Annotated in this window: 20 protein-coding genes and 1 pseudogene; 13 read left to right on the plus strand and 8 right to left on the minus strand. The window is 69.6% G+C overall.

All coding sequences use genetic code 11. The features are described from left to right. Positions 1-28: 28 nt before the first annotated feature. Positions 29-928: a helix-turn-helix domain-containing protein gene (locus tag QMK34_RS19825; protein WP_326415603.1), complete on the minus strand. Its 900-nt coding sequence runs from the start codon at positions 926-928 to the stop codon at positions 29-31. Between the two features lie 185 nt (positions 929-1113). Between QMK34_RS19825 and QMK34_RS19830 the strand changes: the two genes are divergently transcribed. Both QMK34_RS19830 and QMK34_RS19835 read left to right on the plus strand, forming a co-directional pair. Then, on the plus strand, positions 1114-2583 hold the full coding sequence (locus tag QMK34_RS19830) for an MFS transporter (RefSeq protein WP_326415604.1): 1470 nt from the start codon (positions 1114-1116) through the stop codon (positions 2581-2583). A gap of 688 nt (positions 2584-3271) precedes the next feature. Further along, complete coding sequence (locus QMK34_RS19835; RefSeq protein WP_326415605.1) at positions 3272-3967, plus strand: helix-turn-helix transcriptional regulator; 696 nt, start codon at positions 3272-3274, stop codon at positions 3965-3967. Positions 3968-4010: 43 nt separating this feature from the next. Here the strand turns inward: QMK34_RS19835 and QMK34_RS19840 are convergent, their stop codons facing one another. Further along, the gene (locus tag QMK34_RS19840; RefSeq protein WP_326415606.1) at positions 4011-4694 is read right to left on the minus strand and encodes an HAD family hydrolase; all 684 of its coding nucleotides are present in this window, start codon (positions 4692-4694) and stop codon (positions 4011-4013) included. A gap of 376 nt (positions 4695-5070) precedes the next feature. On the opposite strand from QMK34_RS19840, the gene QMK34_RS19845 reads away from it, so the two are divergent. Then, positions 5071-6639 carry a GMC oxidoreductase gene (locus QMK34_RS19845; protein ID WP_442785179.1) on the plus strand — a complete coding sequence of 523 codons (1569 nt, stop codon included), beginning with the start codon at positions 5071-5073 and terminating at the stop codon, positions 6637-6639. A 42-nt stretch (positions 6640-6681) separates the two neighbouring features. Here QMK34_RS19845 and QMK34_RS19850 read toward each other — a convergent pair whose 3' ends face one another. The 3 genes and pseudogenes from QMK34_RS19850 to QMK34_RS19860 form a co-directional block, all read right to left on the minus strand. After that, a complete protein-coding gene (locus QMK34_RS19850) occupies positions 6682-7161 on the minus strand; it encodes a carboxymuconolactone decarboxylase family protein (protein ID WP_326415608.1) in 480 nt (159 codons plus the stop codon). Next, positions 7158-8237 carry an NAD(P)H-dependent amine dehydrogenase family protein gene (locus tag QMK34_RS19855; protein WP_326415609.1) on the minus strand — a complete coding sequence of 360 codons (1080 nt, stop codon included), beginning with the start codon at positions 8235-8237 and terminating at the stop codon, positions 7158-7160. Before QMK34_RS19855 ends, QMK34_RS19850 begins: the two co-directional genes overlap by 4 nt. Before the next feature lie 120 nt (positions 8238-8357). Further along, positions 8358-9084, minus strand: a pseudogene (locus QMK34_RS19860) (LysR substrate-binding domain-containing protein). Positions 9085-9142: 58 nt separating this feature from the next. Here QMK34_RS19860 and QMK34_RS19865 point away from each other — a divergent pair. Beyond that, the gene (locus QMK34_RS19865) at positions 9143-9535 is read left to right on the plus strand and encodes a DUF5997 family protein (RefSeq protein WP_326415610.1); all 393 of its coding nucleotides are present in this window, start codon (positions 9143-9145) and stop codon (positions 9533-9535) included. 52 nt (positions 9536-9587) lie between these two features. On the opposite strand, the gene QMK34_RS19870 is transcribed toward QMK34_RS19865, so the two are convergent. Beyond that, positions 9588-10901: an outer membrane protein assembly factor BamB family protein gene (locus tag QMK34_RS19870; RefSeq protein ID WP_326415611.1), complete on the minus strand. Its 1314-nt coding sequence runs from the start codon at positions 10899-10901 to the stop codon at positions 9588-9590. A 319-nt stretch (positions 10902-11220) separates the two neighbouring features. On the opposite strand from QMK34_RS19870, the gene QMK34_RS19875 reads away from it, so the two are divergent. Next, entirely contained in the window at positions 11221-16251 is a 5031-nt protein-coding gene (locus QMK34_RS19875) for an RHS repeat-associated core domain-containing protein (RefSeq protein WP_326415612.1), read from the plus strand. A gap of 76 nt (positions 16252-16327) precedes the next feature. Beyond that, positions 16328-16885, plus strand: a complete 558-nt coding sequence (locus QMK34_RS19880) for a TetR/AcrR family transcriptional regulator (RefSeq protein WP_326415613.1) — start codon at positions 16328-16330, stop codon at positions 16883-16885. Positions 16886-16933: 48 nt separating this feature from the next. Here the strand turns inward: QMK34_RS19880 and QMK34_RS19885 are convergent, their stop codons facing one another. Beyond that, positions 16934-17317: a MerR family transcriptional regulator gene (locus tag QMK34_RS19885; RefSeq protein WP_326415614.1), complete on the minus strand. Its 384-nt coding sequence runs from the start codon at positions 17315-17317 to the stop codon at positions 16934-16936. Positions 17318-17380: 63 nt separating this feature from the next. Here QMK34_RS19885 and QMK34_RS19890 point away from each other — a divergent pair, with 63 nt between their 5' ends. Then, entirely contained in the window at positions 17381-18106 is a 726-nt protein-coding gene (locus tag QMK34_RS19890) for an SDR family oxidoreductase (protein WP_326415615.1), read from the plus strand. 70 nt (positions 18107-18176) lie between these two features. Here the strand turns inward: QMK34_RS19890 and QMK34_RS19895 are convergent, their stop codons facing one another. Beyond that, positions 18177-19184 (minus strand): hydroxyacid dehydrogenase, encoded by a 1008-nt coding sequence (locus QMK34_RS19895; RefSeq protein ID WP_326415616.1) that lies wholly within the window; start codon positions 19182-19184, stop codon positions 18177-18179. Between the two features lie 191 nt (positions 19185-19375). Here QMK34_RS19895 and QMK34_RS19900 point away from each other — a divergent pair, with 191 nt between their 5' ends. Genes QMK34_RS19900 through QMK34_RS19925 form a run of 6 tightly spaced genes read left to right on the plus strand, consistent with a single transcriptional unit; the run spans position 19376 to position 26373 of the window. Then, positions 19376-20704, plus strand: a complete 1329-nt coding sequence (locus tag QMK34_RS19900) for a sugar ABC transporter substrate-binding protein (protein ID WP_326415617.1) — start codon at positions 19376-19378, stop codon at positions 20702-20704. Beyond that, positions 20701-21648 (plus strand): carbohydrate ABC transporter permease, encoded by a 948-nt coding sequence (locus QMK34_RS19905; RefSeq protein ID WP_326415618.1) that lies wholly within the window; start codon positions 20701-20703, stop codon positions 21646-21648. The genes QMK34_RS19900 and QMK34_RS19905 overlap by 4 nt, the downstream gene beginning before the upstream one ends. Continuing rightward, positions 21645-22511: a carbohydrate ABC transporter permease gene (locus QMK34_RS19910; protein ID WP_326415620.1), complete on the plus strand. Its 867-nt coding sequence runs from the start codon at positions 21645-21647 to the stop codon at positions 22509-22511. The genes QMK34_RS19905 and QMK34_RS19910 overlap by 4 nt, the downstream gene beginning before the upstream one ends. A 39-nt stretch (positions 22512-22550) precedes the next feature. Continuing rightward, positions 22551-23822 (plus strand): alpha-L-fucosidase, encoded by a 1272-nt coding sequence (locus QMK34_RS19915; RefSeq protein ID WP_326415622.1) that lies wholly within the window; start codon positions 22551-22553, stop codon positions 23820-23822. A gap of 39 nt (positions 23823-23861) precedes the next feature. After that, positions 23862-25292, plus strand: a complete 1431-nt coding sequence (locus QMK34_RS19920) for a polysaccharide lyase 6 family protein (protein WP_326415623.1) — start codon at positions 23862-23864, stop codon at positions 25290-25292. Between the two features lie 52 nt (positions 25293-25344). After that, entirely contained in the window at positions 25345-26373 is a 1029-nt protein-coding gene (locus QMK34_RS19925; protein ID WP_326415624.1) for a LacI family DNA-binding transcriptional regulator, read from the plus strand. The last annotated feature ends 83 nt before the right edge of the window (positions 26374-26456 follow it).

Below are 26456 nucleotides of genomic sequence, written 5' to 3' on the forward strand. Positions count from 1 at the left end.
GAGGTGACTTTCGGGCGTGCCGGGAGGGTTAGCTGACGACGCTCGCCGTCGCCGGGGCGGCGGTCTCGGCCACGGGGGACAGGGTCGCCGCGAACTCCGCCAGCCTGGCCAGCGCGTCCGCGGACGGCGAGCCTGGCTTGGCGTGGTAGGTGATCACCCGCTGGTCTTCGGAATCGGGCAGGGGCAGCGCTTCGAACGACAGGGTCAGCTCGCCGACCACCGGGTGCCGGAACTCGCGGACGCCGTGGGTCTTGTCCCGCACCGGGTGCGAGGACCACAGCCCGGCGAACTCGCTGCTCTTCACCGACAATTCGCCGACCAGCGACGCCAGCTTGGGGTCGTCGGCGTAGCGGCCCGCCACCATGCGCAGCAGCGCCACCAGGTCACGGGACTCCGCGGTCCAGTTGGAGTAGAGCCAGTGTGCCTGCTCGTCGAGGAACACCAGCCTGGCCATGTTCGGCTTCTCGACCGGCCGCAGCGGGCTGTCCGCGCTCAGGTGCCCGGTCAGCAGGGCGTGGGCGAGCGGGTTCCACGCCAGCACGTCGGTGACCCGGCCCAACACCACGGCCGGCACCCGGTCGAACGACTCGATCAGCTGGCGCACCCCGGGCCGGACGCGCTCCTGACGCGAGCCCGCGTCATTTTTGCGGCTCGGCCGGGCGAGGTTGGCCAGGTGCACCTTCTCGTCGTCGTTGAGCTGCAGTGCCCTGGCGAGCGCGTCGAGCACGGCGGGGGAGGCGTTGCGGTTCTGACCCTGCTCCAGGCGCGTGTAGTACGCGGCGCTCACACCGGCGAGGTGGGCGATCTCCTCGCGGCGGAGCCCTGGCACGCGCCTGCGTGCGCCGAAGCCGGTCAGCCCGGCGTCCTCCGGCCGAAGCCGGTTGCGCCGGGACAGGAGAAACTCGCCGAGTTCACTACGCTGAGCCACACGGGCGAGCATACCGAGGATTCCCGCGCACAGCGGGTTTCCGCCGCGGGCAAAGCACGTCCGAGACTGTCCCTGCCGGTGGTAGGAAAGCCTGGCGTACGAAAAAGATGGGTCTGGGTAACCCTGGAGCCAGGTCCCACACTTCCCCGTGAAGCACTCCTCCCGTGGAAGTGAAAGGTCCATCCATGTCGACTGTCGACGACAAAACACCACTGCCCGGCGGGACAACCACGCCGGACGCCGCAGGCCCGCCCACCATGACCTCACGTCAGCGGCTGATTCTTTTCCTGCTGCTGGGGGCCCAGTTCACCCTCGCGGTGGACTTCTCCATCCTGAACGTGGCCGTCCCCGAGATCGGGGCGAAGGTCGGCTTCTCCCTGGAGAACCTGCAGTGGATCGCGACCTCGTTCGCGCTGACCGCCGCCGGCTTCACCCTGCTGTTCGGCCGGATCGCCGACCTGTTCGGCAGGCGCAAGCTGTTCATGGCGGGCATCGCGCTGCTGGGCGCGGCTTCGCTGCTCGGTGGCCTGGCCAACAGCCCGACGGTGCTCATCATCGCCCGGGTGGCACAGGGTCTTGGCACCGCGATGGTCACCCCGGCCGGTCTTTCGCTGCTGACCACCTCGTTCCCCGAGGGCCCGCTGCGTGACCGCGCGCTCGGCCTCAACGGCGCGATGCTGTCGGCGGGCTTCACCTTCGGCGCCGTCCTCGGCGGCGTGCTCACCTCGCTGGTGAGCTGGCGCTGGGCCTTCCTCATCAACGTCCCGGTCGCGGTGCTCATCCTGGTGGTCGCGCCGATCCTGCTCAAGGAGAGCCGGACCCAGCACGCGAAGCTCGACATCCCCGGCGCCGTCACCGTCAGCGTCGGCCTGATCTCACTGGTGTTCGGCATCTCCCAGGCCGGCACGAAGGGCTGGGGCAGCGCGACCACTCTCGGCGCGCTCGCGCTGGGCGTCGTCCTGCTGGTCTCGTTCTGGTTCATCGAGCTGAAGTCCAAGGAGCCGCTGGCTTCGGTGCGGGTGCTCGGCAGGCGGTCGGTCAGCTTCGGCAACCTGGGTGGCGCGGCCACCTTCATCGGCTTCACCGCGATGATCTTCCTACTCACCCTGTACCTGCAGGAAGTGCTCGGCTACAGCCCGCTGACCGTCGGTCTCTGCTTCGGCGTGCTGGGGATCGGCGCGTTCCTCGGCGGCGTCACCGCGCCGCGCTGGATCGGCGTGTTCGGCAGCAGCAGGGCGTTGCTGGTCATCTCGCTGATCGTGCAGGCCGTCGCGGTCGGGATCCTGTACTTCGCCGGTGACAACCGCGGCTGGCTGATCCCGGTGCTGGTGCTCGGCTTCATCTCGAGCTACGGCCACGTCTGCGCGATCGTGGGCTACCTGGTCACCGCGACCTCGGGGCTGCCGGACGACCAGCAGGGGCTGGCGACCGGGATCACCACGATGACCCAGCAGGTCAGCATCACCATCGGCATCCCGATCATGAGCGCCATCGCGACCTCACGGATCTACTCGCTGGGCGGGGCGACCGTGGAGAACAAGCTGAGCGGGGTGACGGTGGCCATCCTGTCCAACGGCCTGATCGTGCTGGCCGTGGCACTGATCGTCGGCTTCTTCCTCCGCAAGGGGAAGACGGCGGCGCCGGTCGCGGGCTGACGCCTGGGCCGTTCGCGAAGATCCCGGAAGAACGCACCGATCCGTGTTCGGCGGACGGTCGGGCTTACCGGGATTTTTGCCGTTGGCGCTGGCGGCGAAATTCGGGTAAGCGTTTCGTTTTCCGGTCCGAAAAGTCCGAATACCTGACGGTGCTTGAATTAACAACAATCATTTCAGGCCGCTGCCACCCCGGCGTGTTCGTGACGGAAAAGTCATTGCTTGTCATCATTCTGTCGAATGACCGGAACCGGATGATCGTGCGTCGAGTCAATAGGCTGATCGTGTGGATTATCCCGTTGTTTCCGCGCCCGCACCGGACCGCCGCATTCGCGTGGTACGCACTGTCATCGCGCGATCGCATACCGCTTCGGGGCCGGGGGGTCCAGAAGATCGCCCAAAATACCCCCTGTGAGCAATATCATACTCACACCTATTCGCTGTCCTGTGCGGACAAAGGACTGTAATAATGCACTTATCCTTCACAAGGAACAACGGTCGACCCAGACTAATCGAAGATCACAATAAATCGTCGATCGAGACTTCGCTTCGACCACTGCTCGGCATCGGATTCTGGCGGGAAGTATCCGATTAATCGAATTCGGACAGCACTACCGTCGCGGCGATGAGGCCGGCGGCTGGGGGGATTCTCTCATGGGTCGGGTTACTCCACGGGCACAAGGGGAAAAGAATGACTGAGACTGCTGGACGTATGGCCGTGCGAGCGCAATTGGTGACCGGGGTAGTCGTGGGGATCGGCAACGATCTCCTGCGGTATGGGGTGGAGCGGATGTCCCAGTCACTCGACTGCGTGTCCGCGGTGCGGTTCGTCCCGGAGCTGGCGGCGGCCATCGAGCTGGCCGAGGGTGGCCGCGACGTGCTGGTGGTGCTGCTGGCCGAGGTGGACGGGCCGATGCGGCTGCGGCTGAACCAGGCGGGCGAGCGGGGCGTCAAGATCATGCTCCTGATCGACGACGACGATCTGACCGAGCTGTCGAAGGTGGTCGGCATCAAGGGCGCCGGCTTCCTGGCGGTGTCCAGCCTCAGCGAGGGCACGCTGTACGACGCGATGTCGCGGATGTGCCGCGGCGAGGTGCCCATCCCGGCGATGCTGGCGCACAGCCTGCTGGCGATGGCGGGGGAGCGGGCGGAACCCGCCCGGTCGCAGCCGCGCATCACCCCGCGGGAGCAGGAGGTGCTGCTGCTCATGGTGGAGGGGCTGAGCAACAAGCAGATCGCGCGGCGGCTGCGGATCTCGGAGCACGGCGCCAAGCGGCTGGTGGCCAACATCCTGGCCAAGACCGACTGCACCAACCGCACGGTCGCGGTGGCCAAGGCGCTGCGTGAGGGCCTCTACGAGCAGTGCGCCCAGGCCCGGGGGCAGTAACCGTCCACAGTGGAACGAACGGCCGCCGGGCCGGGCGCCGCCGTCAGTGCAGCGGCCCGGTCTGCGCGGACAGGATCGGCCAGCCCCGTGCCCGCGCGTGCCGGACCAGCACCGGGTCCCCCTCGACGGCCCGCGGGTTGCCCACCACGGACAGCATGTCGAGATCGGTGGCGTGATCGCCGTAGCCGAAGCATTCGGCGGCCGAGAAGCCCCACCCGGAGATCGTCGCGGCCACCGCGGAAGCCTTGGCCGCGCCGATCATCGGGGTGACGACCTCGCCGGTGAGCAGGCCGCCGTCGCCCACCACGGGTTCGGTGCACAGGACGACGTCGGCGCCGAGGTCTTCGGCCAGCGGTCGCAGGCAGGCCGGGAACGAGCCGGACACCAGGCCGACGGAGTCGCCCGCCGCGCGGTGCACCTCGACCGCCCGCACCGTGGCCTTCACGAACGCGGCGGAACCGGTGCGGTAGGCCGCGTACCACGCCCGGCCCGCCGTGAGCAGTTCGTCGTACGACGAGCCGGTGTAGAGGCGGTAGTAGCTCCGGTTGATCTCGCTCCGGGGGACGTCGTCGGCGGCCATCGTCTTGATGTCGCTCATGGCCCGCTCGTAGGCGGTGCCGTCGTCACCCCGCGTGTCCAGCCAGAAGCGCAGGAAGTCGAACATGCTCTTCGCCTTGATCACGGTCTCGTCGACGTCGAAGAACGCCGCTCGTCCGGAAGATCGCATTGTCTGTCCCCGTTCCAGTTCGGCAGCGCACTGCGCACTGCGACTATGGCAACGCCCACGTTCGGCGACAAGACCAGCACGGGCTGTTCTTCCGGTCACCTGACGTGACCAGCCGGGCGGAGTGGCGGGCCGGGCAGCGCCGGTCGGCTACCCCACCCGCCCGGCGGGGCGGGCGAGCGGGGCGAGAACTGCTCTCCGGCCGCGGGAAGCACCTTAAGTTACCCATGGGTACGTAGTGACTTGAGGTTCAAGTGAAAGTATAACTTGTTCTAAATACCTCAAGGATGAGGAACATCACATGAGTGAAAAAGCCATGTGGACTGGCAGTTCCACGGCGGTATCCCGTCGATCTTTTATTGCAGGAACAGGTTCTATCTTGGGTGCGGTCGCGCTCGGCGGTCACGCCGCCGCCGCGCCACGGAAAGGCGCCCCCGTCGCGGCCGCCGGGATCGTCACCGGGGCCCACGTCCCGGTGCTGGTGATCGGCACCGGGTACGGCGGCTCCGTCGCCGCTCTCCGGCTCGCTCAGGCGGGCGTCGACGTCCAGATGATCGAGATGGGCATGGCGTGGGACACCCCCGGTTCGGACGGCAAGATCTTCGCCAACACGACGAGCCCGGACGGCCGGTCCTATTGGCTGCGCACCAAAAGCAAACAGCCGCTGAGCAACTTCTTCGGCTTCCCGATCGACCGGGACATCCCGCGCTACACCGGGATCCTCGACGCCGAGGACTTCAGCGGGATCACGGTCTACCAGGGCCGGGGCGTCGGCGGCGGCTCGCTGGTGAACGGCGGGATGGCGGTCACGCCGAAGCGGGAGAACTTCGGCGCGATCCTGCCGTCGGTGAGCGCGGCGGAGATGTACGACGTCTACTACCCGCGCGCCAACGCCGGGCTCGGAGTCGGCACCATCGACCAGTCCTGGTTCGAGACCACCGACTGCTACCAGTACGCCAGGGTCGGCCGTAAACAGGCTCAGCGCTCGGGATTCCCGTTCGTCTTCGTGCCCGACGTCTACGACTGGGACTACCTGAAGCAGGAGGCGGCCGGGACCGTGCCCAAGTCGGCGCTGGCGGGCGAGATCCTCTACGGCAACAACTACGGCAAGAAATCGCTGCAGAAGACCTACCTCGAGCGGATCAAGGCGACCGGCCGGGTCACCATCTCGCCGCTGCACAAGGTCACGTCGGTCTCCCCGGCGGCCGGGGGCGGCTACACCGTCGTCATCGACCAGCTCACCACGAGCGGCGACACCATGGCCACCAAGACGGTGACCGCGGACAAGGTGTTCTTCGCCGCGGGCAGCGTCGGCACCAGCAAGCTCCTGGTCCGGCTCAAGGCCACCGGCGCGCTGCCCAACCTGAACAACGAGGTCGGGAAAGGCTGGGGTGACAACGGAAACGTCATGTGCGGCCGCGCCAACCACCTGTGGGACCCGACCGGCAGCCTCCAGGCGGCCATCCCCACCGGCGGCATCGACAACTGGGCGGCGGGCGGCGCGTTCGCGGAGGTCGCCCCGCTGCCGACCGGGATCGAGACGTTCGCCTCGTTCTACCTGTCGATCACCAAGAACCCGAACCGCGCCGAGTTCACCTGGAACGCCGCGACGGGCACGGTCGAGCTGAGCTGGCAGGTCGCGTGGAAACAGCCCTCGATCGACATGGCCAAGAGCATCTTCGACAAGATCAACGCGAAGGAGGGCACGATCTACCGGACGGACCTCTTCGGCGTCTACCAGATTTGGGGCGACCATCTCACCTACCACCCCCTCGGCGGCGCGGTGCTGAACAAGGCCACCGACAACTACGGCCGGGTCCAGGGCCACCCCGGTCTTTACGTCATCGACGGCGCGCTCATTCCCGGCAACACCAGCGTGAACCCGTTCGTCACCATCACGGCGCTCGCGGAACGGAACATCGAGAAGATCGTCGCCACCGACCTGTGACGACGCCCGCGGGGTGGGCCCGAGCCCGCCCCGCAGGCTCGTTCAGGCCGTCGGCAGGACGCAGACGGTGTCGATGCCGAGCACGCGGTTGAGCCTGCCGAACGCCAGCCAGGAACCGATGCTCATGGTCAGCTCCACGATCTCCTGCTGGCTGTAGCCCGCCTTCATCCTGGCCCAGAACTCGTCGTCGAGGCCGTGGTGGTCCAGCGCGTACCGCTCGGCGTACTCGGCCGCCAGCCGGGTGCGCTCGTCGAACGTTTCCGTGGTGCGCCACTGGGTCACCGCGTCGGGGAACCCGTCTTCGACCTTCTGCCCGTCGCGGTCGGTCCGCCAGTCCAGGCAGAAGACACAACCGTTGATCTGCGCGATCCGCAGCCGCGCGGCCTCGAACTCGCGGAGCCCGAGCGTGGTGTTGGCGTACACCGACAGCGAGAAGGCGGCCGCCGCCGTCCCGATCCCGGGGACCATCTCCCCCCAGACGTAGCCGATCGGGTCCTTGCCTTCGGGGATGTCGATGTTCATCGTTGTCTCCTTCCGAGCTTGCCGAGTGCGGGCCGCAGCGGGACGTCCAGTGCGTCGTAGAGTCCTGGCTTCGCGTCGGCGAGCCAGTCGATGGCTCCCACCAGCCTGCCGACCGCGGTGGCGTTCCCGCCCGCGGACCGGTTCTCGCCCTCGTCGGTGGCCTCGATGGTGACCTCGATGCGCGGGCGACCTTCGACGACGACCCGGTGCGCTCCCACACCGTTCGGCGGCGACGGCCAGTCCGGCGCGCAGGACGGGTGGATCCGCGTGACGTGCTCGATGACGATGCGCGGCTGCCTGCCGACGATGCCCTGCACCTCGAAGCGCACCGCGCCCTGGGTGCCCGCCTCGAACTCGCCCATGGTCCTGGTGCGCACGGTGTCCTCGAGCGGGCGCCGCTCGAGCGTCTCGCGGATCTCGTCCAGCTCGACGCCGAGCGCCCTGGCCATCAGCCGGATCTGCCCGCCCCACACCATGGTCGGGACCGTCGCCATCAGCATCGGCGGCGTGTAGCCCATCGGCTGGCCCATGCCGATCAGGTAGCGGACGGAATCGGGCTGGTCGTAGGTGGAGTAGTCGAAGATCTCCTGGCACCGGAGCACGTCCACGGTGGTGCCGAGCCCGCTGATCAGCAGCGGCAGCACGTCGTTGCCCCAGCCGGGATCGACGCCGGAGACGAACAGCGAGCCCCCGCCGTCCGCGACGGCGGCCAGCACCGGCTCCCGCAGCTCCGGTGGTGCGTTGCGCTGGTCGTAGAGGGCGTAGAGCGCGGGAGTGACGACCACCGCGCCCGCCCGCATCGCTCTGGTGATGTCGGCGAGCGCCTCGGTGGGCCGGATGTCCCCGGACGCCGCGTACACGACGGCCTGCGGACCGGCGGCCAGCACCGCGCCGATGTCGCTGCTCGCCGCCACGCCGAGCTCACGGCCAAGCCCGCCGAGCTCACCGGCGTCGCGGCCGACCTTCCCAGGACTGTGCACGAGCACCCCGGTGAGGTCCAGCGCCGGATGGGCGTCGACGGCCCGGATCGCCGCGCGGCCGACATTTCCCGTACCCCAGACCACGGTGGCAATCATGGGGTGCAGGCTAACGGTCGCGCCTCGGGGGAAGGCAAGGAAAACGTTCCACTGGGCGGACTGCCGCTCCGGCTGGCGCTCGTCCGCGCTGCTGAGTGTCTACTTCGGACGGTGAATCGGCTAGGACCGGCGGCGGGGTTTCCCGGTCTTGCCGCCTCGCTGACGACTCTTGCCCGCCGCGGGCTTGCGCCCCTCGGTTTCGGGCCGCTTGCGCTTCTCCGGCGCAGGGGCCGGTGCGCGCCCCCGTGTGCTGTTGACGGTCCGGCCGCGGACGATCCCGATGAACTGTTCCATCAGGTCCGTGGTCTCGTCCTCCAGCCACGACAGCGCGACGCGCGATTCCGGGGCGTCCGGCACGGGCCGGTAGGGTGAGGTCCTTGCGGTGGTGCAGCCGGGCGAGGGACTGCGGCACGACGAGCACCCCGACCCCGGCCGCCACCAGCTCGATGGCGTCCGCCGTCGTGGCGGGGCGCTCGATCGCCGGTCGGCCGGGCAGCTGCTCCCAGGCGAGAGTGTCGTCGAGGGGGTGCAGCACGACGTCGTCGGCCAGGTCCCCGGCGGACACCTCGTCGGCGGCGGCCGCGAAATGGTCCTTCGGGACGACGACCACGGTCGTCTCGGTGTAGAGCGGGATCGCGTGCAGGCCCGTCCGGTCGATCGGCAGCCGCAGGAGCACCGCGTCGGCCTCGCGTTCCCGCACCAGACCGGCGGCCTCGGCGGCGGGCACCCCGACGAGGGTCAGCCGGACCCCGGGCAGCCGCTCGTTCCAGGTCCGCACCCACTTGGCCGGCGTCACCCCGGGGACGTACGCGAGCGTGAATGCTGAAGGTGCGTCCGGGCCTGTCACGAGCCCAGATTACCGGGTGTGATCGGAGGTGGCGCACACGCCCGATACCCTCGATGTCATGAAGTCGCCAAAGACCCCCCAGACGATGAAGCCCGCGACCGCGGCGAAGAAGCTGGGTGTGTACCTCGAAGCCACCCCCGCGGAGTTCCAGGAGGGTGTCGTCTCGCGCGACGAGCTGAACGCCCTGCAGACCGATCCGCCCGAGTGGCTGAGCGAACTGCGCCGCAACGGCCCGCATCCCCGGCCGGTCGTCGCCGCGAAGCTGGGCGTCTCCATCGGCGGTCTCGCGCGGGGCGGAATCACCGATCCCCTCACCACGGAGCAGATCGACGCGGTCAAGTCGGACGGCCCCGCCTGGCTGGAGCGGGAACGCACCAACCAGGCCGAAGCCCGCAAGGAAGCGGAGCGCCTGAAGGAGAAGAACGCGGAGCTGCGCGGCCCGCGGTCCTGATCGGTCCTGATCGGACACCGGCCCGCCCGGTCCGCGCCTACGGGACGGTGACCTACTTCTTGACCGGGTACGCCTGGGGTGCCCCGTCCTTGTCGACGCCGATTCCGGCGTACTCGCTGACCCAGGACGGGGTGACGCCCGGCGTGCTGGAAATGTCCTTGCCGGTCTTGGCGTCGAGCACGATCGCGGCGCCGCCGTTGGTCGTGCCGTAGAGGGCGCCGTGCCACACGGTCGCGACGTGGCGGGGCGCGACCCGGTTGGCGGCGGAGTCCGGCAGTGCCCACAGCTTCTTGGCTGTCTTGGCGTCGTACGCGGTGACCTGCGAGTCGACCGTGCACACGAGCACGGACTGCTGGTCGTACAGGCAGTCGCCGTAGTCCTTGATCGCGTAGTTGTAGTCCCGGGTGAGCTTGCTCTTCTCCGTGCCGCTCGCCGGGTCGAGGAACAGCATCGACGGTTCGCCGGAGTCGTAGTCGGTGTGTTTCACCACGGCGAGTCCCGGGTCGGACGGCACCACGACGACCGCGCTCGACCTGGTCGCACCCGTCCAGAGCTGCTTGCCGGTGGCGACGTCGAGTGCGGTGGCCTGCACCATCGAGGAGTTCTCGGCCACGTTGTAGTCGGTGCCCACCAGCACGTCGCCGCTGGCGGCGCCGGCGTCGTAGTCCTTGCGGTCCCACAGGGTTTTGCCGGTCTGGGCGTCGAGGCCCACCGTCAGGTTGTCCTCGTCGCGGTGGTAGCTGGCCACGACCACCTTGTCGGTGACCGCGGCGACCTTGCTGATGGCGCTCTGGCCACCGCCGCCGTAACTGTCGTCGGCGACCTTGACGTCTGCCTGCCAGGCTTTCGCGCCGGTGGTGGTGCCGGTCGCGACGACCGTCAGCGCCGTGTAGCCCGGGGTGGTGCCCTGCTCCGGCACGGCGGTCGGCACCGCCGCCACGGCCAGCTTTTCGGTGACCATCGGCGGGAGGGGACCGACCGGGTTGACGAACGGCCCGCTCTGGGCGTTGGGGTCCGCGGCCTTGCCGTCGATCTTGGTGGTCCACGTCTGCCGTCCGGTCAGCGCGTCCACCGCGATCAGGGCGTCCGGGGTCACGATGTAGGCGGTCCGGTCCCGGAGGCTCACGAACTTGGAGACGATCTCCCCGCCGAGGTTGGCGCGCAGCGCGGACGACGGCAGCGCCACCGCCTTGTCGTCGAACTCCGTCGGCGGGTCCGCGGTCTTCGCCTCGGGTGCGGCCGGGCTCGGGGCCACCGGCGACGTCCCGCTCACCGGTCCGGAAGCCTGCCCGCCGGACCCGCTGCCGCAGCCGCCCGCCACGGCCATGAGCCCCAGGCAGGCCAAGGTCACCACAGTGCGCCGCATGTGCGTCCCCCTCAAGTCGTCGCTCCCTCGAGCTCCCCGATGTAACATATCGGGCCCCCATGTCACCCTGGTGGCAGATCCAACCATAAGCGGCAGAACGGCGCTCGCGGTTTACGCCGATTCGATGCGATCCGCACCCGATCGGCTGGTTGCCCGGATCGTCGAGCAGACGACGCCCGCGCCCGGGTCACAAGGTGCAGGAAACGTTGACCACCTGGGCAACTGTGCGTGGGTTGGGAATCCCGCCCCCACGTGCCGCACCTACTATGCGTAAGTACCGTGCCCGGCGACGCTGGTCCGCGTAGTGACAAGGAGAGTTGTGAGCAATCCGCTGGTTGCGCAAGCGCAGGATTCGACGAAGGCGTACTCGGGTATCTCGCTGGCGGAATCGGCGAGCGATCTGAAGTCGGCGATCGAGTCCGGCGACTGGGCGTCGGTGGCGCTGGGTTCGGTGGGGACGGCGCTGGACGCGCTGTCGATGGCGATGGACCCCTTCGGTGCCGCGCTGGCCGCGGGTGTGGGCTGGCTGATCGAGCACGTCGGGCCGCTCAAGGAGGCCCTCAACGCGTTGGCGGGCAACGCCGACGAGATCGCCGCGCAGTCGGAGACCTGGAAGAACATCGCCACCGAACTGGGCGGCGTCGGCGGGGATCTGGCGTCGATGGTGTCGGCGGACACCGCGTCGTGGACCGGGATCGCGGCGGACACCTACCGTCTGCGCGCCGCGAACACGGTGTCGCTGCTCAGCGCCGCCCAGAAGGGGTGCGAGGGCGCGTCCAGCGGGGTGAAGACCGCGGGCGAGGTCGTCGCGGCTGTTCGCGCGCTGGTCCGCGACATCATCGCGGAGCTGGTCGGGCACATGATCAGCTGGGCGTTGCAGGTGGTGTTCACCCTCGGCATCGGCCTGATCTGGGTGGTGCCCCAGGTGATCAACGCGGTGGCGAAGACGGCCTCGAAGATCGCGGACATCACCAAGCGCCTTGTCAAGGCGCTGCAGTCGCTGATCCCGCTGCTCAAGCGCGCGGGTGACCTGTTCGCCGACGCCTCGAAGGGGCTGCGGGACATCAAGCCGGGCGCGGTGAAGGCGCAGGGGAAGGTCGACTCGGTCCCGTCGGGCCCGAAGGATCCCTCGGCGGGGCCGAAGGGTGGTGGCGCGGGCGAGAAAGGCGCGGCCAAGCCCCCGCCGGACGGGAGCACCACCCCGTCGGGTTCGCCGGGCGCGCCGCCGAAGGCCGACCCGCCGCCGGTGTCGAAGGCCCCCGACGAGCCGCCGAAGGCGCCTGACGAGCCGCCGAGGAGTACCGATCCCTCGCCCGGCACCGGCCCCGACGGCCGCACGAACCCCTCGGGCACGCCCAAGGGCGGGCCCGCCACCCCTGCGCGGATCAGTGAAAGCAACCCCAACCCGGCCGAGCACACGACGCCGTCCCCGGACAAGTCGAAGTGCGGCGACCCGATCGACGTGGCCACCGGCGCGGTGCTCCTGGAGCAGACGGATCTGACGCTGCCCGGCGCGCTGCCCGTCGAGTTCGGCCGCACCCACCTGTCCAGCTACCAGTCGGGCCGGTTCTTCGGTCCCACGTGGACGTCCACAGTGGACGAACGGATCGAGGTCGAGCCGGACGGGCTGTACCTCGCGCTCGCGGACGGGCTGCTGCTGCGGTACCCGATGCCGCGCGGCATGGAGGCCGTGCTGCCCGACGAGGGGCCGTATCTCGCGCTGCGCCGGGTGCGGCACGGCTTCGTGGTCGGCGATCCGCAGTCCGACCGGATGCGCTACTTCGCCGCCCGAGCCGGCCAGTCGACACTGCCCTTGCGCGCGGTCGTCGACGGTGCGGGCAACCGGATCGAGGTGCAGTACCGCGACGGCGTGCCGGTGGCGATCGAGCACTCCGGCGGGTACCGCGTCGAGATCGACTCGGCGGACGGGCTGATCACCGCGCTGCGTGTGCCCGGTTCGCCGGTCGCGCTGTGCGAGTACCGCTACGACGCCGCCGGCAGGCTCGCGGAGGTGATCGACCCCGCCGGGACCCCGCAGCGGTTCCGCTACGACGCCGACGGCCGGATCGTCCGCTGGGAGGACGTGAACGGCCGCTGGTACAGCTACGGCTACGACGCCGAGGGCCGTTGCGTCCGCGCCCAGGGCACCGACGGCTACCTCGACACGGAACTGGCCTACGACCGGGAGAACCTGGTCACCACGGTCACGGACTCGCTGGGCGGACTCACCCGCTACCGGCTGGACGAGCGGCTGCGCGTCATCGGCCGGACCGACCCGCTCGGCAACACCACCAGCACCGAGCTGGACCGCTTCGGCCGGGCGGTCTCCAGCACCGACGAGCTCGGCCACGTCACGCGCTGGGAGCGTGACGCCGTGGGCAACGTCGTCACCGTCGTCCGGGCGGACGGCAGCCGGATGACCACCGAGTACGACGCCCGCAACCGGCCCGTCCTGGTCACCGGACCGGACGGCGCCGCGTGGCGCTACGAGCACGATGAGCGTGGGCGGCTGGTCCGCAGCACAGACCCGATCGGCGCCGTCGACGCGTACACCTACGACGAGGCCACCGGCACGATGGCCACCGTGACGGACGCGCTCGGCGGCGTCACCCGGTTCGAGGCCAACGCGGCGGGCCTGCCCGTGACCGTCACCGCCCCGGACGGCGCGGTGACCCGCTACACCTACGACGAACTCGGCCGGACCGCGAGCGTCACCGACCCGCTCGGCGCGGTGAGCAGGATGGCCCGCAACGCCGCGGGGGAGCTCGTCGAACAGGTCGACGCGGACGGCGCCGTGCACCGGTTCGCCTCGACCGCCCGCGGCAACACCGACGAGCGGACCGGCCCGCGCGGCGGTGTCAGCCGCGTCGAGTACGCCCACTTCGACCTGCCGGTCGTCGAGCGGCGGCCGGACGGCGGCGTCCTGCGGTACGGCTACGACACCGAGCTGCGCCTGGTCACGGTGACCAACGAACAGGGCGGGGTCTGGCGCTTCGACTACGACCCCGCGGGCAGGCTCGTGCGGGAGACCGACTACAACGGCCGTGTCCTCGACTACGCGTACGACCCCGCGGGACGGCTGGTGCTGCGCAGCAACGGCGCCGGGCAGACCATCGTCCTGGAGCGGGACGCGCTGGGCCGGTTGATCCGCCGCCGCAGCGCCGACGAGGTCGCCGAATTCGCCTATGACGGCGCCGACCGGATGGTCCTCGCCCGCAACGCGCACAGCGAGGTGCGGTTCAGCCACGACGCGCTGGGCCGGGTGGTGGCCGAATCGGTCAACGGACGCGTCGTGAGTTCGGGCTACGACCCGCTCGGCCGCCGCACCCACCGGCACACCCCGTCCGGCGCCGAGTCGGTGTTCGGCTACGACCCGCGCGGACGGGCGACCTCGATGGTCAGCGCCGGGCGCACCCTCCGTTTCGAATACGACCTCGCCGGCCGGGAAACGGTCCGGCGGCTGCTCACCGGTGCCGGGATCGCCGCCGAACTCCGGCAGGACTGGACGCCCTCGGGCCAGCTGGCGACCCAGACCGTGCGGCGCGGCGGCGCCACCGTGCAGCGACGCGAGTACGGCTACCTGCCCGACGGCTACCTGTCCGCGGTGAACGACCTGATCTCCGGGCCCCGCGACCTGGACGTCACCCCTGGCGGGCAGGTGCTCGCCGTGCGCGGCGCGCGGTGGCAGGAGCGGTACACCTACGACCTGGCCGGCGCGATCACCGCGGCGGACTGGCCGGGCGCACCCGGGGCCGGCGGCCCCCGCGCCTACCAGGGCACCTTGCTGACGTCCGCCGGCGCCACTCGCTACGGCCACGACACCGACGGCAGGGTCGCCTTCCGCGAGCGCGGCGCCCAACGCTGGGAGTACCGCTGGAGCGCCGAAAATCGCCTGATCGGGGTCCGCACCCCGCAGGGGGCGAACTGGCGCTACCGCTATGACGCGCTGGGCAGGCGGATCGCCAAGCAGCACCTCGACGAGGCGGGCGCCGTCGTCGAGCAGACCGAGTTCGCCTGGGACGGCACGCTGCTCGCCGAAGAGGTGCGCGGCGTACCCGGCAGGCCGCTGACGGCCACCGTCTGGGAGTGGGCGCCGGGGGCCGAACGTCCCCTCACCCAGACGGAACGGGTGCTCGGCGGGCCCGAGGTGAACGATCGGTTCCACGCGATCGTGACCGACCTCGTCGGCTCTCCCGCGGAACTGCTGGACGACTCCGGCGCGCTGGCCGGGCACCAGCACACCGCGCTGTGGGGACCGATGGTGTCCACCGGTGGCCAGGCGGGCACGCCGCTGCGGTTCCCCGGCCAGTACCACGATCCCGAGACCGGCCTGCACTACAACCTGCACCGCTACTACGACCCGGAGACCGGGCGTTACCTTTCGCACGACCCGCTCGGCCTCACGCCGGACCCGGATTCCCTGGCGTACGTGGGAAATCCGACCGCGTTGATCGACCCGCTCGGGCTGGCCAAGGTCGCCCCGTGCGCCGACGCCGCCGGCGGTGGCGGAGGCGGCGGCAAGAAGCCGGACAGGTTCCACCCGTACAGCCGTCCCAACGAGGCCCCGCCGGTGAAGCGGCGCAAGCACAAGTACCCGGAAGGCACCTACGGGGACAAGGATTTCGAGCGCAAGCGCCTGGAGAAGGAGTTCGGGTCGAAGATCGACGGCAACTCCACCCACCAGTCGGAGCACACCGCGGGCTTCGACGTGCTCAACGACAACGGTGGCCCCAGCAAGGTCGCCCGGAAGGACGACCCGAACCTCGAGAACAACGCCTGGGCCTACTACGAGGAGCACGGCGCCCACCGCGGTCACCCCGGTACCGGGACCGGCAGTGCCGTCCACGAGTCCGGCTTCAACTCGACTTCCTACCGGGAGTCCCAGCGCAACGCGCTGGAGGCCAACGACCCGAACACGGCGATCCAGCTCAACCAGCTCGGGTACGCCCACCAGCCCGGCTTCCAGGGCACCCACGCCGATCCCGAGATGCAGATCCGGCGGGACATGGCCGACGACTCCTACCACCGGATGGTCGACGACGTCCACCGCGGCGGCGAAGGCCTGCGCTACAACCCGGCACCGGGCGCGGACGTGCCCACCGGCGGCGCGACCGTCCCGGGCACGGGCGCGGCGGGCAACCCGCACGTGACCACCCGTCCGCTGGACGACGCCGACGCGTTCGAACTGCACGAGGCCCGCAACGCCGCGCGAACCGGCGATTGGCCGGGGGACGAGGCCTGGCAGCGCTACTACCCCGATCCCACGCCCCAGGACTGGGCGCGGCTGGAGCGTGGCGACTTCGATCCGCCGCAGCTGCCGGGCGGTGGCGACCCGATGGACCTCGGCTAGCCACGCGGCGGCCTGCTCGGACGTCCCCATCTATACGATGGCGTATAGTCCGGGCGGACGTGAGGGGAGACAACGCATGGGCGCGACCCGCACGCCTCGGGGCAAGTGGATCGAGGAAGGGCTCCGGGCGCTCGCGGCCGGTGGGCCGGAGGCCGTCCGGATCGAGGTGCTGGCACAGGCGCTCGGCGTCAGCAAGGGCGGCTTCTACGGGTACTTCGGCAATCGGGGCGTACTGCTCACCGAGATGCTCGACACCTGGGAGCGCGAGGTCACCGAGGCGGTGATCGAGCGGACCGAGAGCGGCGGGGGAGACGCGAGGATCAAACTGGGGCGGCTGTTCGCGATCGCCTCGGCCGGTGACGACCCGGTGATCGGCGCCACGACCGACCTCGCGATCCGCGACTGGGCGCGGCGCGACGAGGCGGTCGCGCGGCGGCTCCGGCGCGCGGACAACCGGCGGATGGCGTACCTGCGCTCGCTGTTCGGCTCCTTTTGTGCCGACGACGGCGAGGTCGAGGTCCGCTGCCTGCTCGCGTTCTCGGTGCGGATCGGCAACCACTTCATCGCCGCCGATCACGGCCCCCGCGATCGCACGGAGGTGCTGGAGCTGACCAGACGATGGCTGCTCAGCTAGAGCGCGTCGCTGGTGATTTGACTGTCCCTGAAGGCCACCATCACGGCGTTAGACGCCGTGATGGTGGCCTTCAGGGACTTCGGCGAGAGTGGCGCTGCGCTCGTCGGCGGCGATGAGCTGGTCGAGCCGGTGGAGGGTGTGGGTCATTTCCTCGACCCTGGTCGCGAGGCGGTCGCGGTCGGCGTGGAGCATGCGGCGCTGCGTGGTGGTGGTGTGGCCGTTGTTCACGCAGGGCAGCAGTGTCGCGATGGCACGGCTGCTGAGCCCGGCCGCGTAGAACTGCTGGAACAGGCGTACCACCTCGACGGTGTCCTCGGTGTAGCGGCGCTGTCCCGACGCCGTGCGCTCCGGGCTGAGCAAGCCTTGTTCCTCGTAGTAGCGCAACGCGCGCACGCTCACCCCGGCCCGCTGTGCGACCTCGCCGATCTTCATCGCCCGATTCCCCTGCCTTCGCGCTTGACCCTCACGCCAACGTGAGGTTCTAGGGTAGCGAACGTGGATATTCGAAACGAGATCGCGCTGGTCACCGGCGCAAACAGGGGTATCGGGCAGAGCTTCGTCGCCGAGTTGCGAAGCAGGGGCGTCCAGAAGGTCTATGCGGCGACTCGCCGGCCGGAGACCGTCCCCGCGCTGCCCGGTGTCGTCCCGCTGCTGCTGGACGTCACCGACGACGCGTCCGTGACCCGGGCCGCGGCCATGGCCGCTGACACGACACTGCTCATCAACAACGCCGGGATGTCGACCTTCGCCCGGCTGACCGACGGCGCGGAGAAGGACATCCGGCTGGAGATGGAGACCAACTACTTCGGCACCCTGCGCATGGTTCGCGCGTTCGCGCCGATCCTGGGCGCGAACGGCGGCGGTGCCGTGCTGAACGTGCTGTCGGTCATGGCGTGGATGGCGTACGAGCACTCCAACAGCTATGGGGCGTCCAAGGCCGCGGCCTGGGCGCTGACCAACGGCATCCGGTACGAACTCGCCGGTCAGGGCACCCAGGTCACGGCGCTGGCCATGGCCAGTGTCGACACGGACATGATGGCCGAGATCGAGGACGAGAAGTCGGACCCGGCGGTGATCGCCAAGGCGGCGCTGGACGGCATCGAGGCCGGTTCCCTCGAAGTGCTGGCCGACGGGCGGACGGCCCGCTGGAAGTCCCGGCTCGGCGAGGACCCGGCCCAGTTGTATCCGCACCTGTCCGCCCGCGCCGCCGTCAAGCCGTAAGCCCCCCCGGGACGGAGGTCGACACCTTCGTCCCGGGCGCACCACTCCTCCGACCGGCCTCAAAGGACAGTCACGCCCGCAGGTGGGCCCTGGCAGGCGCGACGGCGTGGTGCAACGGCAGGCCGAGCACCAGTCGTCGCAGTTCGCGCAGCACGAGTTCGCCCAGCCGGGCGCGCTCCGCGCCCAGCGCCCCGGCGAGGTGCGGGGTCAGCACGACGTTGGGCAGGCTGTAGAACGGGGAATCCGCCGACGGCGGCTCCGGCCAGGTGACGTCGAGGACCGCGGTGAGATCCGGCCGGGCGCGCAGCACGGCGACGGCCGACGGTTCGTCGACGACCGCGCCGCGCGCGGTGTTGATCAGCGTCGCGCCGGGACCCAGCCGTGCCACGAGGTCCCCGTTCACCACTCCCGCGGTCTCCGGCAGCAGTGGCGCGTGCAGGCTGACGACCGCGCAGGTGTCGAACAGTTCGGTCAGCTCCACCAGTCGCATGTCGAGGTCCGCCGCTTCCGCGACGTCGGCGACCGGGTCGGTGGCCACCACCTCGACTTCGAAGTTCCGCAGGTGGGCGGCGACCAGTCGGCCGATCTCGCCGAGGCCGAACAGTCCCACCCTGGACCGGTAGGCCCCGGCGACCCGCGGGTCGGCCGGGTAGGCCCGCCGCTCGCGGAGTTCCCGGCTCAGCCGGTGGGTCTGCTTCAGTCCTAAAAGGATCTGAGCGAGGGTGAACTCCGCCACCGGCACGGCGTTCGCGGCGGCCGCGGACACGATCGGGATCTCGCGCGCCCAGAACCCTGGCGTCGTCAGTGGGTGCACCGAGCCGGCCGCGACCAGTACCGCGCGCAGGTGCGTCGCGTGCCGCAGCAGGTCCGCGTCGAGCACCGGCGCGCCCCAGCCGGACAACAGGACCTCGACCCCGGCCAGCGCCGCCGGGTCCCTGGCGAGCGCTTCACGGGTGAGCGGCGGCCGCGAGCACGTGAGCGCTTCGATCTCCCGCACCACCTCCCTGGGGTAGACGTCGTCGCGGCGACGCTCCTCCATGACGAGCAGCGCTACCGGCCGGTGCAACGGATCTGTCATCTCTGCCTCCCGAGGGCGACCATACATCGGATGCTTGATGCCATCCAGTGAGAAATTCGGTGAGCCTGTCCGGCATGGGGTCAAGTTCGATTCGTAATCATCGGACCATTGACCTGTCGCCTGAAAGCGCTTACTTTCCGGTAAGCGTTATCCAGAGTAGACAACGTGGTCCACACTGAACAGGAGAATCGATGCGGAGATCGCGGTGGATCGGCGTGGGACTCACCGTCTCAGCGCTGGTCCTTTCGGGCTGCTCGGCAGGCCCGGCAGGCACGAACGTCCAGCAGGACACCAAGGCACCCTTGGAACTCTGGACCAGGACGACCCCCGGTGGCCCGGCCGAGAAGGCCACCCGCCGCCTCGCGGACGCCTTCGAGAAGGCGACCGGCTACCAGGTACAGGTCACCGCGATCTTCGATGACTTCGAGACCAAGCTGGCCCAGCGTGCCGCGCAGCGCGACCTGCCCGACCTCGTGATGAACGACGTCACCCAGATGGGCACCCTGCACAGCCAGGGGCTGCTCCGCGAGATCGAGCTCGGCAAGCTCAAGCACGTTCCCGAACTCACCGAGCAGGCCGTGAAGTCGGGCAAGACGGGTGACGGCAAGCAGTTCGGCCTCCCGTTCTCCGCGCAGGCCTCGGCACTGCTGATCCGCAAGGACTGGCGGGAGAAGGTGGGCATGGGCGTCCCGCAGAGCTGGGCCGACCTGGTGGCACTGGGCAAGGCCTTCACCACGGGCGACCCCGACGGCAACGGCAAGAACGACACCGCCGGGCTGTCGGCGACCCTATCGACCACGCGGGGCTACGCCTCCTGGTACTTCTCCAACTTCCTGTGGGCGGGCGGCGGTGACTTCGTCGCCGACGCGGGGGACGGCAAGTTCAAACCGGCCATGAGCACGCCCGAGTCGATCGCCGCCACGCAGTGGTTCCGCGACCTCGGCTGCAAGGAGAACGTGATCCAGCCCGGCTCGGTCACCATGGCCACCCCGGCCACCAACGAGACGTTCGAGGCGGGCAAGGCCGGGATGTACGTCGTCGGCCCGTACCTGCTGCCGCGCTTCGACAAGTCGCTGGGCAAGGACAAGTACGAGGTCGTCCCGATGCCGAAGGCGGCGAAGAACGCCGATGTGCTGGCCGAGGGCGGTTCGACCTACCTGATGGCCGGTTCGCCGAACCAGGCCGGGCAGGACGCCTTCGCCGACTTCTCGATCTCGGCCGAGGGCCAGCAGATCGGCATGGAGGGCGATTCCGGGTTCATCGTGCAGCTGCCGGTCAACAAGAACGTCGACATCACCAAGGTGCGGGCCGACCCGCGCTGGAAGACCTACGCCGACATCTACCAGTCCTCAGGCCACTACGCGCCGTCGGTCCCGAACTGGACGCCGGTCCGGCAGGCGACCGCGGACACGGTCAGCGCACTGGTCGCCGACTGCCGCCTCGACCTCAAGGCGGAACTGGCCAAACTCGACACGAAACTCGCGGCGACCCTGAAACAACAAGGAGTCGGCGCGTCATGAGCGTCGACCACGCGGGTCCGCGGGTCATCGACGAGGCCGTCAGCCCGGCGCCCGCGCCGAAGGCCCGACGGCGTTACCGCCGCGAAGGCAGCCGGTGGACCCCGTGGCTCTTCCTCGCCCCGGCGCTGATCCTGTTCGTGTACTTCAAGTTCATCCCGATGATCACCGCCGTGGTGATGTCCTTTCAGGACGTCCAGCCGTATCTGGGCAACCGCTGGGTGGGCACGGAGAACTACAGCGCGGTGCTGGGTGACGAGGCGTTCCACAGCGCGACCTGGCACACGCTGGTCATCGCGGTGGCACAGACGGGCGGCTCGATGCTGCTCGGGCTGGTGCTCGCGCTGGTGATGGAGGGCCAGACCAAACGGCTCAAGTTCCTGCGCTCGGCGGCGTTCCTGCCGGTGGTCGTGCCGATCGCCGTGGTCGCGGAGCTGTGGCGGATCATGTACCACCCGACCGGGGACGGGATGCTGAACTCCCTGCTCGGGCTGTTCGGCGCGGGGCCGTCGGGGTTCATCAACGACCCGGACACCTCGCTGATCTCGGTCATCGTCACCGGCGTCTGGCGCGGCGCGCCCTACGACATGATGATCTTCCTGGCGGGCTTGGCCGGGGTCGACCGCGGGCTCTACGAAGCGGCCACAGTGGACGGTGCTTCCCGCTGGCAGAAGGTCGTCCACGTGACCCTGCCCGGGTTGCGATCGGTGTTCTCGATCCTGTTCGTGCTCGCCGCGATCCGCGGCCTGCGGGTGTTCACCGAGGTCTTCCTGCTGACCAACGGCGGCCCGAACGGCTCGACCGAGGTGGCCATGACCCTGATCTACAAACTCGGCCTGGAACAGAACCGGCTGGGCGTCGGCGCGGCGGGAGCCGTCCTGCTGTTCCTGGCGACGCTCGTGCTGACGCTCTGCGTCCAGCTGCTCCGACGGAGGCGAAACGCATGAGCGCGGCCAACGACACGGCACTCGGCCTGGACGCGGTGAAGTCGCCCGCCGGACGGTTGCTGAAGCTCGCCCTCTACGCGCTGCTGCTCCTGGTGTTCGCCGGGCCGCTGCTGGCACTGCTCGTCGGCGCGTTCGACCACGTGACCGACCCGACCGCGCTCAGCGTGATCCCGTCGAGTCCCACCCTGGACAACTTCGGCGTCGCCTTCGAGCAGGGCGTGGGGAAGTACCTGCTGAACTCGTTCTTCGTGGTCGGGTTCGGGCTGCTGCTGCAGGTCATCGTCTCGGTACTGGCCGGGTATGCCTTGGCACGCAAGAAGTTCCGGTTCATGTCGCTGGTGCTGGTCGCTATCCTGGCGACGCTCATGCTGCCGGAGGAGATCCTCGCCATCCCGCTTTCGCTGATCCTGTCGGACCTGCCGATCGTGCATTTCAACCTCATCGGCAGCCTGGCCGGGATGATCGTGCCGCTGGGCGCGTGGGCGTTCTCCATCCTGGTCATGACGGAGTTCATGAAGGACGTGCCGCGCGAGCTCGAAGAGGCGGCCCGGATCGACGGCGCCGGTGACCTGCGGATCTTCGCGCAGATCATCCTGCCGATGTGCAAGCCCGCGCTCGGGGTCGTCGGCGTCTTCGGCTTCACGATGATCTGGGACCAGTACCTGCTGCCGCTGCTCGTGTCGACCGACTCGTCGTCGTACACCCTGCCGCTGGCGCTGCGGACGCTGCGGATCGATCCGACCGTCACGCCCGGCGTGATCATGGCGGCGTCGCTGCTGGCGCTGCTGCCCTCGGTGGTCGTGTTCCTGTTCTTCCAGCGCTCGTTCGTCCGTGGCCTCGCCTCGGGCGCGCTCAAGGGCTGATCCCAACACTCCACTGTAGACAGAAGGAGCGTTACTTCCGTGAGTTCCACCGACACCGCGTGGTTCACCCGCGACCGGTTCGGCCTGTTCGTCCACTGGGGACTGTATTCGCTCGCCGCCAGGCACGAATGGGTCCAGAGCCGCGAGAAGCTGACCGACGAGCAGTACCGGCCCTACTTCGACCACTTCGAGGCAGACCGGTACGACCCGGTCGCCTGGGCGCGGGCCGCCAAAGCCGCTGGAATGCGCTACGTCGTCCTCACCACCAAGCACCACGACGGGTTCTGCCTGTGGGACAGCGATCTCACCGAGTTCAAAGTCACCAACACCCCGCACGGCGAGGACGTCGTCGGCCCGTTCGCCGAGGCGTGCCGCGCGGAGGGGCTCAAGGTCGGCTTCTACCACTCGCTGATCGACTGGCATCACCCGTCGTTCCCGGTCGACGGCACCCATCCGCGACGCGACGACGCCGAGCACATCGCGGCCACGGCGGACGCGGACATCGCCGACTACCGGCGCTATCTGCACGGCCAGGTCCGCGAACTGCTCACCCGCTACGGCACCGTCGACTACCTGTTCTTCGATTTCTCCTACGCGGGCCGCGAGGAATGGTGGGGCGGCAAGGGGCCGGACGACTGGGACTCGAAAGCCCTGCTCGAACTGGTCCGTGAGCTCCAGCCCGAAATCCTGGTCAACGATCGCACCGGTGTCCCCGGCGACTTCATCACCCCCGAGCAGTACCAGCCGTCCGGGCCGATGACGGCCGACGGCGTGCCGGTGGTGTGGGAGGCGTGCCAGACACTCGACGGCAGCTGGGGCTACGACCGCGACAACCTCGACCGCAAGAGTCCTGAGCTGCTCATCCGCATGCTCGTCGACGGCGTGTCGAAGGACGGCAACCTGCTGCTCAACGTCGGACCGACCGGCCGGGGCGAATTCTCTCCCGAGGCGAGCGCGACGCTCGCCGAGCTGGGCCGGTGGATGGACCGCCACGAGCGGTCGATCCGCGGCTGCGGGCCCGCGGAGTTCACCGCGCCCGCCGACTGCCGATTCACCCAGCGCGGTGACCGGCTCTACCTGCACCTGTTCGCTTGGCCGCTGCACCACGTGCATCTGCCGGGGCTGGCCGGGCGGGTGAGTTACGCCCAGCTGCTCACCGACGCCTCGGAAATCCAGCAGGTCCGGACCGATCCCGGTGCGGTGGCCCAGAACACCCGGATGAGCGGCCAGCCCGCCGGGACCCTCACGCTCCGCCTGCCGACGCGGCGTCCGGACACCCCCGTTCCGGTGATCGAACTGTTCTTGAACTGACTGAACTCTCCGTCCCCACCCGACTGACCCGGAGGCATCATGGACCGCCGAACCTTCCTCAGCAGCGCCACGCTCGGCGCCGCACTCGTCGTAGTCCCGCTGGGCACCGCCGCCGCGGCGTCCTGCCGCGAGGCCGCGCCCGTCAAATCGCTGGCGGAACTGCAGGCCGCGATCGACAAGGCCGCCGCGGGCGCGGTGATCACCCTCAAGAACGGTGACTACACGGTGCCGACCGGCAAGCCGATCACGGTCAAGGGCAGGCGTGGCACGGAGGCGCAGCCGATCACGATCGTCGCCGAGTCCCGCGGCGGCGTGGTGCTGCGCGGCGAGCAGAGCTTCGTGTTCAGCAGCTCGTCGTTCATCACCATCAGCGGTTTCTCGCTGCGGCAGAGCACGACCCTCGACGTCCCGCCGGACTGCTCGGCGATCCGGCTGACCCGCAACGATCTCCAGTTCGCCGACATCTCCGAGCTGAACTGGGTGATGGTGCGCGCCGACGACAGCAAGGTCGACCGCAACCATTTCCACGGCAAGACCACCCAGGGCATCTTCCTGGGCATCGAAGGCGCGGGGAAGGACGGGATGGCCCAGAACGTCCAGGTCTTCCGGAACTACTTCTCCGACCACAGCTTCGCGGGCGACAACGGTGGCGAGCCGATCCGCCTCGGCCTGAGCCCGCGGGCGCTGACCAAGGCAGGCGCGAAGGTCGAGTACAACCTGTTCGAGCGTGCCAACGGCGACCCCGAGGCGATCTCCATCAAGTCCTCCGGCAACTTCGTGCGGCACAACACCATCCGCGACAGCAAGGGCGGAATTGTGCTGCGGCACGGAAATGGCACCCGCGTCGAGGCGAACTACCTGCTCGGCGGCCAGGAAGGGGTGCGGATCTACGGTAACGACCACGTCGTGGTCAACAACTACGTCGCCGGGATCACCGGTCGGGGACTGGTCGTCGGCAGCGGCAGCGAGCGCGACCACACCCCTGGCGAACCCGACGACACCCGCCGTGGCAACGACGCGGCCGACCGGGTCCTCATCGCCAACAACACCTTGCTGAACAACAAGAGCACGCTGTCGGGCGAGACCAACCGGCCTTTCGAGCCGCACGACTGCGTCATCGCGGACAACCTGCTCATCGGTGACACCGGTGACCTGGTGTCGATGGGGAACACCGTCGGTTTCCGCTGGTCGGGCAACATCGTGTTCGGCGCGGGCACGGACGGCAACGCCCCGGCCGCGGGCTACCGGCGGGTCGACCCGAGGCTCGCGCGGGGCGCCGACGGCGTCTCCCGGCTCACCGCGAGCAGCCCCGCGATCGGCGCGGCGACACTGTCCCCGGCGCCGGTCACCGAGGACATCGACGGCCAGCCGCGGGGGAGTGCCCGCGACGTCGGGGCTGACGAGTACTCATCGGCGGCCCCGCTACTCCGTCCGCTCACGCCTGCCGACGTCGGGCCCGCCGCGCCGTAAAGTCACGGGGTGCTCGCCGGAGGTGATCCACCGGCACGATCGAGGAGGAACCATGCCGCAGCGCGCCGCAGGCTCGGTCACCCTGGCCGACGTCGCCCGTGAGGCGGGTGTGTCGCTGGCGACGGCGTCACGGGCGCTCAACGGCGGCACCAGACAGGTCCGCGGCGACCTGCTGGAGACCGTGCTGAAGGTCGCCGAACGGTTGCGGTACACGGCGAACGGGCCCGCGCAGGCGATGGCACGCGGGCGCAGCAACGTGGTGGGGCTGCTGGTGCACGACATCGTCGACCCGTATTTCTGCTCCATCGCGTCCGGGGTCATGCGGGTGGCCGCGCGGCACCGGCTGACGGTCACCATCGCCAGCACGGAAAACCAGCCGGAGAAGGAGGTCGAGTACGTCGCGACGCTGCGCGGGCAGCGGGCCAGTGCGGTGATCCTCGCCGGATCCCGGATCGAGCACCGCACGCTGCAGCGGCGCCTGACCGTGGAGCTCACGGCCTTCGAAGCCGCCGGTGGCCGCGCCGTGGTGATCGGGCAGAACAGGTTGCCGTTCGACACCGTCCAGCTCGGGAACCGGCCGGGCGCCGCCGATCTCGCGGCCCGGCTCACCGGACTGGGCCACCGCTCGTTCCTGGTGCTCGCCGGGCCCCCGGCGCTGCTGACCTCGCGCGACCGCCTGCGGGGTTTCCAGGACGGTCTCGGGCGCGACGGTGTGGCACTGACCGCCGGGCGGATCGTGCACACGGAGTTCACCCGCGACGGCGGTTACGACGCCATGGCACGGGCACTCGACGGTGGTTTCCGCGACGGATGTGTCTTCGCGGTCAACGACGTGATGGCGGTCGGCGCCATCGCCGCCTGCCGTGACCGCGGGCTGCGGGTGCCCGCCGACGTCGCGGTGGCGGGCTTCGACGACATCGTGACGCTGCGGGACATCAGGCCGTCGCTCACGACGGTGCGGGTGCCGATCGAGACGATGGGGGAGCACGCGCTGGACTTCGTGCTCTCCGAGCGGGCCGGCAGTCCCCGGGTCAAGCATGTGACCGGCGAGGTCGTCCTGCGCGAGAGCACCCGGCTGTAAACGCTTTCTTTTGCGAGCAAACCGGCACTTGCCGGTACTCGTCCACCGCGTCTACCGTTTTGGGTAAGCGCTTTCCAAGGAGG

The sequence above is a fragment of the Amycolatopsis sp. H20-H5 genome (genome assembly GCF_035828755.1).
Lineage (GTDB): Bacteria > Actinomycetota > Actinomycetes > Mycobacteriales > Pseudonocardiaceae > Amycolatopsis.

Excerpts from the sequence above, each read along its gene's own strand:
- QMK34_RS19885 (WP_326415614.1), bottom strand. The coding sequence starts at position 17,317 with ATGAAGATCGGCGAGGTCGCACAGCGGGCCGGGGTGAGCGTGCGCGCG.
- QMK34_RS19905 (WP_326415618.1), top strand. The coding sequence starts at position 20,701 with ATGAGCGTCGACCACGCGGGTCCGCGGGTCATCGACGAGGCCGTCAGC.
- QMK34_RS19840 (WP_326415606.1), bottom strand. The coding sequence starts at position 4,694 with ATGCGATCTTCCGGACGAGCGGCGTTCTTCGACGTCGACGAGACCGTG.
- QMK34_RS19855 (WP_326415609.1), bottom strand. The coding sequence starts at position 8,237 with ATGATTGCCACCGTGGTCTGGGGTACGGGAAATGTCGGCCGCGCGGCG.
- QMK34_RS19880 (WP_326415613.1), top strand. The coding sequence starts at position 16,328 with ATGGGCGCGACCCGCACGCCTCGGGGCAAGTGGATCGAGGAAGGGCTC.
- QMK34_RS19870 (WP_326415611.1), bottom strand. The coding sequence starts at position 10,901 with ATGCGGCGCACTGTGGTGACCTTGGCCTGCCTGGGGCTCATGGCCGTG.
- QMK34_RS19895 (WP_326415616.1), bottom strand. The coding sequence starts at position 19,184 with ATGACAGATCCGTTGCACCGGCCGGTAGCGCTGCTCGTCATGGAGGAG.
- QMK34_RS19910 (WP_326415620.1), top strand. The coding sequence starts at position 21,645 with ATGAGCGCGGCCAACGACACGGCACTCGGCCTGGACGCGGTGAAGTCG.
- QMK34_RS19865 (WP_326415610.1), top strand. The coding sequence starts at position 9,143 with ATGAAGTCGCCAAAGACCCCCCAGACGATGAAGCCCGCGACCGCGGCG.
- QMK34_RS19900 (WP_326415617.1), top strand. The coding sequence starts at position 19,376 with ATGCGGAGATCGCGGTGGATCGGCGTGGGACTCACCGTCTCAGCGCTG.
- QMK34_RS19830 (WP_326415604.1), top strand. The coding sequence starts at position 1,114 with ATGTCGACTGTCGACGACAAAACACCACTGCCCGGCGGGACAACCACG.
- QMK34_RS19850 (WP_326415608.1), bottom strand. The coding sequence starts at position 7,161 with ATGAACATCGACATCCCCGAAGGCAAGGACCCGATCGGCTACGTCTGG.
- QMK34_RS19920 (WP_326415623.1), top strand. The coding sequence starts at position 23,862 with ATGGACCGCCGAACCTTCCTCAGCAGCGCCACGCTCGGCGCCGCACTC.
- QMK34_RS19925 (WP_326415624.1), top strand. The coding sequence starts at position 25,345 with ATGCCGCAGCGCGCCGCAGGCTCGGTCACCCTGGCCGACGTCGCCCGT.
- QMK34_RS19835 (WP_326415605.1), top strand. The coding sequence starts at position 3,272 with ATGACTGAGACTGCTGGACGTATGGCCGTGCGAGCGCAATTGGTGACC.